Annotated in this window: 8 protein-coding genes; 5 read left to right on the top strand and 3 right to left on the bottom strand. The window is 30.2% G+C overall.

Translation table 11 applies throughout. The features are described 5' to 3' along the window. The first annotated feature begins 122 nt into the window (after positions 1 to 122). The 5 genes from LEQ07_RS19055 (at position 123) to LEQ07_RS19035 (ending at position 4606) form a co-directional block, all read left to right on the top strand. Positions 123 to 482: a DUF3899 domain-containing protein gene (locus LEQ07_RS19055; RefSeq protein WP_263331856.1), complete on the top strand. Its 360-nt coding sequence runs from the start codon at positions 123 to 125 to the stop codon at positions 480 to 482. 121 nt (positions 483 to 603) lie between these two features. Continuing rightward, positions 604 to 1548 (top strand): ABC transporter permease, encoded by a 945-nt coding sequence (locus LEQ07_RS19050; protein WP_046822303.1) that lies wholly within the window; start codon positions 604 to 606, stop codon positions 1546 to 1548. Beyond that, positions 1548 to 2609, top strand: coding sequence for an oligopeptide ABC transporter permease (opp3C, locus tag LEQ07_RS19045; protein WP_263331855.1), 1062 nt, complete (start codon positions 1548 to 1550; stop codon positions 2607 to 2609). The genes LEQ07_RS19050 and opp3C overlap by 1 nt, the downstream gene beginning before the upstream one ends. Before the next feature lie 19 nt (positions 2610 to 2628). Beyond that, the gene (locus LEQ07_RS19040; RefSeq protein WP_263331854.1) at positions 2629 to 3660 is read left to right on the top strand and encodes an ABC transporter ATP-binding protein; all 1032 of its coding nucleotides are present in this window, start codon (positions 2629 to 2631) and stop codon (positions 3658 to 3660) included. Next, positions 3653 to 4606 carry an ABC transporter ATP-binding protein gene (locus tag LEQ07_RS19035; protein ID WP_046822306.1) on the top strand — a complete coding sequence of 318 codons (954 nt, stop codon included), beginning with the start codon at positions 3653 to 3655 and terminating at the stop codon, positions 4604 to 4606. Before LEQ07_RS19040 ends, LEQ07_RS19035 begins: the two co-directional genes overlap by 8 nt. Before the next feature lie 47 nt (positions 4607 to 4653). Here LEQ07_RS19035 and uvrA read toward each other — a convergent pair whose 3' ends face one another. The 3 genes from uvrA to LEQ07_RS19020 all read right to left on the bottom strand — a co-directional run bounded on the left by uvrA (position 4654) and on the right by LEQ07_RS19020 (position 10270). Further along, the gene (gene uvrA, locus LEQ07_RS19030) at positions 4654 to 7482 is read right to left on the bottom strand and encodes an excinuclease ABC subunit UvrA (RefSeq protein ID WP_263331853.1); all 2829 of its coding nucleotides are present in this window, start codon (positions 7480 to 7482) and stop codon (positions 4654 to 4656) included. A gap of 34 nt (positions 7483 to 7516) precedes the next feature. After that, positions 7517 to 9484 carry an excinuclease ABC subunit UvrB gene (uvrB, locus tag LEQ07_RS19025; RefSeq protein ID WP_263331852.1) on the bottom strand — a complete coding sequence of 656 codons (1968 nt, stop codon included), beginning with the start codon at positions 9482 to 9484 and terminating at the stop codon, positions 7517 to 7519. Positions 9485 to 9853: 369 nt separating this feature from the next. Further along, entirely contained in the window at positions 9854 to 10270 is a 417-nt protein-coding gene (locus LEQ07_RS19020) for an acyl-CoA thioesterase (RefSeq protein WP_035117202.1), read from the bottom strand. Positions 10271 to 10637 lie beyond the last annotated feature (367 nt).

The following is a 10637-nucleotide window of genomic DNA, read 5'->3' as shown; positions in this document are numbered from 1 at the left end:
TAAATTTTTTAAATATTATAAATTTTTTATATAAATTATTGTTTGTAAAACCGTACTAATATTATAATAAAACTAATTTCAGTACCGTTATAAATTTAAAATTAGATAGGAGGATTCATATTTTGAAAAAATTTAATATGTTAATTATATTAAATTTAGTTATAAGTTTTTTATACTGTTTATTTAATAATTTTGAAAGATTTTCTTTTATAAATTCATCTTTCATGATAGGTCTATTTTATTTAACCCTAGGAGTTTTCTTTTATGTTACAGAACAAGGTTTTTTTAATTTAACAATTTATGCATATAATAAAGTTTGTAATCAAATTCAAAAAAGCAGAGGTCTGTTATCTGAAGGAAATATAGATATAGATGATTATATAAAGAGAAGATACAATTTTACTAACACAAATTCACTTTTATCATCTGGTTTAATTATATCTTTAAGTACTTTAATAATAAGTTTTACAATTTATTCATAAGTTTACATAATGCATCATAAAATTAATAAAACTGCATTTTGAATAGTTTCAAAATTCTGACATCAATACATATCAGAATTTATTTTTAAATTAATACTATTTTATTCAAGGGGGTGTAGCGATGGGTCGCTATATTTTAAAACGTCTTTCTCTTATGTTAATGACATTATTAATCGTTATTTCTGTTACATTTTTTTTGGTAAGGTTATTACCTGGAAGCCCATTTAATGATGAAAAGTTAAATGCACAGCAAGTTGAAATGATTAATAAACAGTATGGTTTGGATGCACCTGTCCCAGTTCAATATTTAAGATATATGACAGGAGTTTTTACAGGTGATCTAGGTAGATCTTTCAAGTATGACAATAAAAAGGTTGAGGATTTAATAAGTACTCGCTTAAAACCGTCTGCTATGTTAGGTGCTCAAGCGCTAGTAATAGGGAGTGTAGTTGGTTTAACTTTAGGTATTGTAGCTGCACTTAAAAAGAATACATTTTGGGATTACTTTGCAACTGTAATTTCTGTTTTAGGGGTTTCTGTTCCATCATTTGTTTTAGCTGCACTACTTCAATTATATTTAACTACACGACATCAAATTTTCCCAGTTACTTGGGGGATGCCTATAGGCTCAGATTTTAGATATGCTTGGACTGTTTTACCATCTATAGCACTAGCATTTTTCTCTATCGCAAGTATAGCACGTTTTACTAGAACTGAACTTGTTGAAGTTTTAAATGCAGACTATATAGTAACTGCAAAATCTAAAGGTTTAACTAAAGCTGCTGTAATAGTAAAACACGCTTTAAGAAATGCTTTAATACCAGTTGTAACTATGCTTGGACCTTTAACTGTTGGTCTACTTACTGGTTCTCTAGTTGTTGAAAAAGTTTTCGCTGTTCCTGGATTAGGAGATTTATTAGTATCATCTATAACTACTAATGACCTATTCTGTATATCAGGTGTTTCTATATTCTATAGTGCACTTTATATAGGAGTTATCTTGTTAGTTGACATCCTTTATGGGATAATCGATCCTAGAATTCGTGTTGCAGGGGGGAAAGCTTAATGATAGATAAAGTTATTATTGATGGTAAAGAAGTTCAACTTAATGCTGACTTATTTGAAGTCAGTCCTGCTGATATGACTCAGCATGAAGCTATAACTAGACCAAGTTTAACATTTTGGCAAGATGCTAGAAAAAGGCTGTTTAGAAATAAAGGTGCTATTACAGGTTTAATCATATTATCTATAATATGTTTCCTTACTGTATTTGGCCCAATGTTTAATGAATATGCTTATGATCAACAAAATTTACGTCATGCTAAATTGCCTCCAAGAATGCCGGTTGTTTCTTCTTTAGGAATCATGGACGGTACTAAAATGGATAAAAAGTTTGACGGAACTCAAGAAAGAGTTGATTCATACAAACTAAAAGGTGTAGAAGATGGAGTTAATTACTGGTTTGGTACAGATGATTTAGGTCGTGATTTATGGACTCGTACTTGGACTGGAGCCAGAGTATCTCTTTTTATAGCAATACTAGCTGCTATTTATGATTTATTAATAGGTGTTACTTATGGTGGTGTTTCTGCTTATTACGGTGGAAAAGTTGATATGTATATGCAACGTTTTATTGAAATACTAACTGGCATACCTAGTTTAGTTATACTTACATTATTTATCTTAGTATTTGAACCAGGTGTTTTATCAATGTCCCTTGCAATGGCTATTTCCGGATGGACCGGAATGTCTAGAATAGTTCGTTCTCACGTTCTTAGAATTAAGAACCAAGAGTTCGTTTTAGCTTCTAGAACATTAGGTGCATCTGATAAGAAGATAATAATAAAACACTTATTCCCTAATATAATAGGTCCTGTGGTTGTTATGATGATGTTCTCATTACCTAATGCTATATTCTATGAAGCATTCTTAAGTTTCATAGGATTAGGACTACAACCTCCATATGCATCGTTAGGAGTATTAATAAATGATGGATTTAAGCAATTACAAACAAATCCATATATGATGTTCATACCTTCAATGGTAATATGTTTATTAATATTTAGCTTAAACTTACTTGCTGATGGTTTAAGGGATGCTGTTGATCCTAAAATGCGTAATCAATAGTTAGAAAGGGGATGAGTTTATGGAAAAAGAAAAATTATTACAGGTTAAAAATTTAAAGGTTCACTTCAAAACTTTTGGTGGTGAAGTTCAAGCCGTAAGAAATGTTACATTCGATCTACATAAAGGAGAAACTCTCGCTATAGTTGGAGAATCAGGTTCTGGTAAATCTGTTGCTTGTAAAACTATTATGAGAATAATGTCTTCAAATGCTCTTATAAAAGAAGGCGAAATTTTATTTAACGGAAAAGATTTAACTAAATTACCAGAAAAAGAAATGGAAGCTGTAAGAGGTAAAGATATAGCAATGATATTCCAAGATCCTATGACTTCATTAAATCCTACTACTACTATTGGTAAACAAATATCAGAAGGTATAATAAAACATCAAGGATTATCTAAAGATGAAGCAATGAAAAAAGCTATTGAACTTATAGACCTTGTTGGTATCCCTTTCCCTGAAAAGAGAGCGAAACAGTATCCTCATCAATTCTCAGGTGGTATGCGTCAACGTATAGTTATAGCAATTGCTCTTGCTTGTAATCCTAAAATACTTATAGCTGATGAACCTACTACAGCTCTTGATGTTACTATACAGGCTCAAATATTAGAACTCATAAAAGATATTCAAAATAAAACTGGGGTTGCTGTTATATTTATAACTCATGACCTTGGTGTTGTTGCAAATATGGCAGATAGAGTTGCTGTTATGTATGCTGGTAAAATAATAGAGGTTGGTACTTCTGATGACGTATTCTATAATCCTCAACATCCATATACTTGGGGACTACTAGCTTCTATGCCTAGTTTAGATGTTGGTGAAAATGATTTATATAATATACCAGGAACACCTCCAGATTTAATGAATCCTCCTGAGGGTGATGCTTTTGCTTTACGTAATACTAATGCACTTAAAATAGATTTTGTTGCAGAGCCTCCTATGTTTAAAATAAGTGAAACTCATAGCGCTGCTACATGGTTATTGCACCCTTTGGCTCCTAAAATAGAAAGACCTACAAGCATAGGAAGAAAGAAGGTGTCTTCAAATGACTAAGAAAAAACTATTAGAAGTTAAAAATCTTAAGCAATACTTTCCAATAGATAAAAATACAGTTGTAAAAGCTGTTGATGATATAAGTTTTCATATTTATGAAGGCGAAACTTTCGGTCTTGTTGGAGAGTCTGGTTCTGGTAAATCTACTACGGGTAGAGCTATAATCAGATTATATGACCCTACTGCTGGTGAAATAGTATTTGATGGTAAGAATATATCAAGTAAAAAATTAGATAAAGATATTAAATCATTTGTAAATAAAAATATGCAAATGATATTCCAAGATCCTATGGCTTGTCTTAATCCTCGTATGACCGTTATGGATATAATAGCTGAAGGTCTTGATATACATGGATTATGCAAAACAAAGGAGGAAAGAACTAAGACTGTTTATGAATTATTAAAAACTGTTGGATTAAATGAACAACATGCAGGAAGATACCCTCATGAGTTCTCTGGAGGCCAAAGACAGCGTATAGGTATAGCTCGTTCATTAGCTATACAACCTAAGTTTATAATAGCTGATGAACCTATATCTGCTCTTGATGTTTCTATCCAAGCTCAAGTTGTTAACCTACTTAGAAAGTTACAAAAAGAGAAAGGATTAACTTATTTATTCATAGCTCATGATCTTTCTATGGTTAAATATATAAGTGATCGTATCGGAGTTATGCACCACGGAAAACTAGTTGAATTAACTACTTCTGAGGAACTTTATGCTAATCCTCTACACCCTTATACAAAATCATTGTTATCAGCTATACCACTTCCAGATCCAGAGCATGAAAGACATAGAGTTCGTATAAAATACGATCCTAGTGTTCATGATTATTCTGAACACAAACCTAAATGGGTTGAAATAAGACCAGGGCATTTTATTTTCGGATCTAATCCTGAAATGGAACAATATGAAAAGGAATTAGCTGAAAGAGAAGCTACTAACTAATGAAATTTTAAAAGGAGATGTCTTAAATTTAAGACATCTCCTTTATTTTATTTCTCAAAGTATTTTTTTAAGAATAATCCTGTATATGAACCTGACTTTTTAGAAACTTCTTCTGGTGTTCCTGTAGCAATTATTTTTCCACCCTTATCTCCGCCTTCTGGTCCAAGATCTATAATATAATCACATGTTTTTATAACATCTAAGTTATGTTCTATAACAACGATAGTATTTCCTGTATCTGCTAGCCTTTGTAGTACAGTTATTAATTTATCTACATCATCCATGTGAAGCCCTGTTGTTGGCTCATCTAAGATATATAAAGTTTTTCCTGTAGCTCTTTTACTTAACTCAGTTGCTAGTTTAATACGTTGAGCTTCTCCTCCTGATAATTGAGTAGATGGCTGTCCTAGTTTTATATATGAAAGTCCAACATCCATAAGAGTATCTAGTTTTCTTTTTATTGTCGGTATGTTCTCAAAGAAAGCTGAAGCTTCTTCAACATTCATATCTAAAACATCTGATATTGTTTTATCTTTATATTTAACTTGAAGAGTTTCTCTGTTGTATCTTTCTCCCTTACATATTTCACAAGGAACATAAACATCCGGCAAGAAATGCATTTCTATTTTTATTATCCCATCACCTTTACAAGCTTCACATCTTCCACCTTTAACATTAAAACTAAATCTTCCTTTTTGATATCCTCTAGCTTTAGCTTCATTAGTTGATGCAAATAAATCTCTTATTAAATCAAATACACCTGTATAAGTTGCAGGATTTGAACGCGGAGTTCTTCCTATTGGACTTTGATCTATATTTATTATTTTATCTATATTTTCTATTCCTTTTATCTCTTTATGTTTACCTGGCTTATCTCTTAATCTGTTAACTTTTGTAGCTATGCCTTTGTATAAAATATCATTAATTAATGTACTTTTTCCTGATCCAGATACACCTGTAATACAAGTAAACTTTCCTAATGGAATTTTAGCATTTATATTTTTCAAGTTATTTTCTGTTGCTTTAACTACCTCTATGAAATTACCATTTCCTTCTCTTGTAGTTTCAGGTATTGGTATAATTTTTTTACCACTTAAATATTGTCCTGTTAATGAGTTAGGATTTCTAAGTATTTCATCAAGATTTCCTTCTGCTACTATTTCTCCACCATGAACTCCTGCTCCAGGACCTATATCTACTATATAATCAGCTTCCCTCATTGTATCTTCATCATGTTCTACAACTATAAGAGTATTTCCTATATCAGTTAAATGTCTTAAAGTTTTTATTAATCGGTCATTATCTCTTTGATGTAATCCTATACTAGGCTCATCTAAAACATATAACACTCCTACAAGAGCTGAACCAATTTGTGTCGCTAATCTAATACGTTGAGCTTCTCCTCCTGATAATGTACCAGCTTTTCTAGATAAGTTTAAATAATCTAGTCCAACATCTCTTAAAAATGATGCTCTAGCTTTTATTTCCTTTAAAATCTCATGAGCTATGAACTTTTGCTTATCTGTTAGATTTATATTTTCAATATACTCTATAAGCTCATTAACTGAGTAATCAGTTACTTCCATTATATTTTTATTATCTACTAATACAGATAAAACTTCTTTTCTTAATCTATTTCCCTTACACTTAGGACAAGGTCTTTCTCCCATAAACTCTTCTATTTTTTCTCTAGAATGTTCTGAGTTTGTTTCTCTATATCTTCTCTCTAAGTTTACTATTACACCTTCAAATGGAGCTTTGTATAATCTGTTTCCTCCATACTTTGATTCATATACAAATTCAACCATAACATTATCATGTCCGTAAAGTAGCTCTTGAATAAATTCTTCAGGTAAATCTTTAAATGGAGTAGCTAAATCCACATTAAATTTTTCAGCTAAACTCTTTACCATTTTACTATAGTAAGTATCATCATTAGTTCCAACTGAACCCCAAGCAGCTATAGCTCCTTGTTTTATAGAAAGTTCTTTATTTGGAACTACTAGATCTGGATCAACTTCTTTACTCTCACCTAATCCATTACATGTGTCACAAGCTCCAAAAGGACTGTTGAAAGAGAACATTCTAGGAGATAACTCCTCTATTCCTATACCATGTTCTGGGCATGCAAATTTAGTTGAATAAAGAATTTCTTCTCCATCTATTATTTGCGCTATAACTAAACCTTCAGATAGCTTTACAGCAGTTTCTATAGAATCAGCTAATCTATTTTCTATACCATCTTTCATCACAATTCTATCAACTACTACCTCTATATTATGTTTTTGATTTTTATTTAAATCTATTTCATCTGTAACTTCATAATTAGTTCCATCTACTCTTAATCTTACAAATCCCTCTTTTTTTATGTTTTCAATAACTTTCTTATGCGTTCCCTTTTGACCTCTAACTACAGGTGATAATATTTGTAACTTAGTTCTTTCTGGGAAATCCATCATCTTATCTACTATTTCTTGTACTGTCATTTGACTTATCTTTTTCCCACATGTTGGACAATACACTTCCCCAACTCTTGCAAATAGTAGTCTTAAATAATCATATATTTCTGTTACTGTACCTACTGTAGAACGAGGATTTTTAGATGTTGTTTTCTGATCTATTGATATAGCTGGTGATAATCCTTCAATATACTCTACATTAGGTTTTTCCATTTGACCTAAGAATTGTCTAGCATATGCAGATAGACTCTCTACGTATCTTCGTTGTCCTTCTGCATATATAGTGTCAAAAGCTAAAGATGATTTTCCCGATCCTGAAAGACCAGTAAAAACAATAAATTTATCTCTAGGCAAAGTTAAATCTAAATTTTTTAAATTATGCTCTTTAGCTCCTTTTATTATAATTTTATCATTCATATGTTTTTCCTTTCATACTCAACTTTATAAGTAATTAATTTAATTTATCTTCTAATTCTTTTATCTTATCTCTTAATTGTGCTGCTCTCTCAAATTGAAGATTTTGTGCAGCTTCCATCATTTCTACTTTAAGATTTTCTATTGATTCTCTTATACTATCTTCATTATTTTGATTTATATCTCCATAAACAGCTTCTTCATCTGCAACAACTGTTGCTTCTATTCCTTTTCTTATTCCTTTTTGGATTGTTGTCGGAACAATATTATTAACCTCATTATAATGCATCTGTATTTCTCTTCTTCTCTTCGTCTCTTCTATCGCACTTTGCATAGATCTAGTTATCTTATCTGCATACATTATAACTTTTCCATTTGAATTTCTAGCTGCTCTACCTATAGTTTGTATAAGAGAAGTTTCTGATCTTAGGAAACCTTCTTTATCAGCATCTAGTATTGCAACTAGTGAAACTTCTGGGATATCTAAACCTTCTCTTAATAAGTTTATACCCACTAATACGTCAAATTTACCTAATCTTAAATCCCTTATTATTTCTATTCTTTCTAATGTATCTATGTCTGAATGTAAGTACTTAACTTTAATCCCTATATCTTTAAGATAATTAGTCAAATCCTCACTCATCTTTTTAGTTAAAGTAGTTATAAGAACTCTTTCTCCTTTTTCTGTAATAGAGTTTATTTCTCCAACTAAATTATCAATTTGATTATTTATAGGTCTTACTTCAATTATTGGATCTAAAAGTCCAGTAGGTCTTATTATTTGTTCTGCTATTGTAGTTGAATGTTCTATTTCATAAGGTCCTGGAGTTGCTGTTACAAATAGTATTTGATTTATATTCTCCTCAAATTCATTAAAGTTTAAAGGTCTATTATCATAAGCTGAAGGTAATCTAAAACCATTATCTATAAGAGACGATTTTCTTGATCTATCACCTGCATACATACCTCTTACTTGAGGAACTGTTACATGAGATTCATCAACTATGATTAAAAAGTCATCTGGAAAGAAATCCATTAATGTATATGGTTTTTCTCCCGGGTCTCTTCCTGTTATATGTCTAGAGTAATTTTCTATCCCCTGACAGAATCCTATCTCTTTTAACATTTCTATATCATATCTAGTTCGTTGGTCTATTCTTTGTGCTTCAACCAATTTATCATTTTCTTTAAAATAATCTACTCTATCTTTCAATTCTTTTTGAATATCAATTATTGCTTTATCTATTCTTTCTGGTGTTGTAACATAGTGAGATGCCGGGAATATAACTACATGATTTCTAATCCCTACAAGTTTTCCTGTTAAATAGTCTATTTCTGTTATTCTATCTATTTCATCTCCAAAAAATTCTATTCTAATAGCTCTTTCATCTGTATTAGCTGGGAATATCTCTAGAATATCACCTCTAACTCTAAAAGTTCCACGTGTGAAATTAACATCATTTCTTTCATATTGTATCTCTATTAATTTTTTTATGATTTCATCTCTATCTTTCTCCATACCTGGTCTTAAAGAAACCATAAGTTTTTTATAATCTTCTGGATCCCCTAATCCATATATACATGATACAGAAGAAATTATTATACAATCTCTTCTTTCTAAAACTGCAGCAGTTGCTGAATGTCGTAATTTATCTATCTCATCATTTATACTTGCATCTTTTTCTATATACGTATCACTATGTGCTACATAAGCCTCAGGTTGATAATAATCATAGTAACTTACAAAGTACTCAACTGCATTTTCTGGGAAAAATTCCTTAAACTCACTATAAAGCTGCGCTGCTAAGGTCTTATTATGAGCTATTATTAAAGTAGGCTTATTTACGTTTTTTATTATATTAGCCATGGTAAAAGTCTTTCCTGATCCTGTAACTCCAAGTAATGTACTAAACTTTTCATTTCTATTTAAAGCATCTGTAATTTTATCTATAGCTTCAGGCTGGTCACCTGTAGGCTTATATTCAGATTGAATTTTAAATTCCACAATATCCACTCCTAACCGAACACTAGTTCACATCATAATACCTTAATTATAACATAGGTTTTAAATTTTTTTCACTCTATATTAATATTCTCTTATTTAAAGTATTTTACATATTTTTATTTAAAAATTTACTTCATTTGAGATAGTATTTATGAAAATTACTTAATATTTCTAAATTTAAAGTTTTAAATATACATTCCATAAACTAATTTACCCATTATCTAAGCAACTTGCTCCATTGTTAAAAATTTTTAAATTTAAAATAATACTACTATTTTATATATAATAAAATGAATTTTCATTAACCAAAATTTGCATAAATAAAAAGAGATATCTTTATATAAAGATATCTCTTTTTATTTATGTAAATTATTTTCTTAAATTTTTAACTTGTTCTAAAATCTTTATATCTTCCTCGTTCGTTGGTTCTTCTAGTACTATATTATGAGGCATCTTAGCTCCATTTTCATCTACACATACAAAAGTTAAAAATCCTTCAACAATAATACTTCCATCTCTAATAACTTTTCCATAAACAGTCAAACTTGTTTTCCCAGCATATACAATTGCTGATTTTATTTTTATAATATCACCTTTTTTTATAGGTTTTGTAAATTTGACTTCATGTACTTTTAAACAAACTAAATTTTCAGGATGTCCATATTCATTTGCTACTGTTATAAAACAACTCTCAACAAACCACTCTGTCATCCTTCCTGCAAATAATGTCCCATGATGATTTAAATCTTCACTTTTAACGAGTCTATGTGTATCGTAAAACTCCATATAAATACCCCCTGCCATATGTTAATTAATGTATACGACTTTTCTTATATACTAATTATACTATACGTGAAAATAACAATATACAACATGTTTTCTGTTAAATTTATTTTACAAATCTTTATAAAAAATGAGGCCTCTATGGGGATAGAGACCTCTTAATGGGGGAGATTGAGTATTTATTTATACTTATATAATGTCCCATTCTAAGATTTATATACATTATTTTTTAATTTTATTTTATTTTTATTTAAGTTTAATTCTTCTTGATTTTACACAACAAAAAGTGGTTGATATTTAGTTTGCAGCGAAGTGGTCATTTAAAGCATCTTCTCAGCTTTATGACCCAAGCGCAAACTAAATATCAACC

It is taken from the genome of Paraclostridium sp. AKS73, from assembly GCF_025671395.1.
In the GTDB taxonomy this organism is placed as follows: Bacteria; Bacillota; Clostridia; order Peptostreptococcales; family Peptostreptococcaceae; genus Paraclostridium; species Paraclostridium benzoelyticum.
Note: the sequence above shows the minus strand (reverse complement) of the source record. Positions and strands in the feature narration are given on the sequence as shown.

Coding starts and splice junctions, on each gene's coding strand:
- LEQ07_RS19050 (WP_046822303.1), top strand. CDS start 604: ATGGGTCGCTATATTTTAAAACGTCTTTCTCTTATGTTAATGACATTA.
- opp3C (WP_263331855.1), top strand. CDS start 1,548: ATGATAGATAAAGTTATTATTGATGGTAAAGAAGTTCAACTTAATGCT.
- LEQ07_RS19040 (WP_263331854.1), top strand. CDS start 2,629: ATGGAAAAAGAAAAATTATTACAGGTTAAAAATTTAAAGGTTCACTTC.
- LEQ07_RS19035 (WP_046822306.1), top strand. CDS start 3,653: ATGACTAAGAAAAAACTATTAGAAGTTAAAAATCTTAAGCAATACTTT.
- uvrA (WP_263331853.1), bottom strand. CDS start 7,482: ATGAATGATAAAATTATAATAAAAGGAGCTAAAGAGCATAATTTAAAA.
- LEQ07_RS19020 (WP_035117202.1), bottom strand. CDS start 10,270: ATGGAGTTTTACGATACACATAGACTCGTTAAAAGTGAAGATTTAAAT.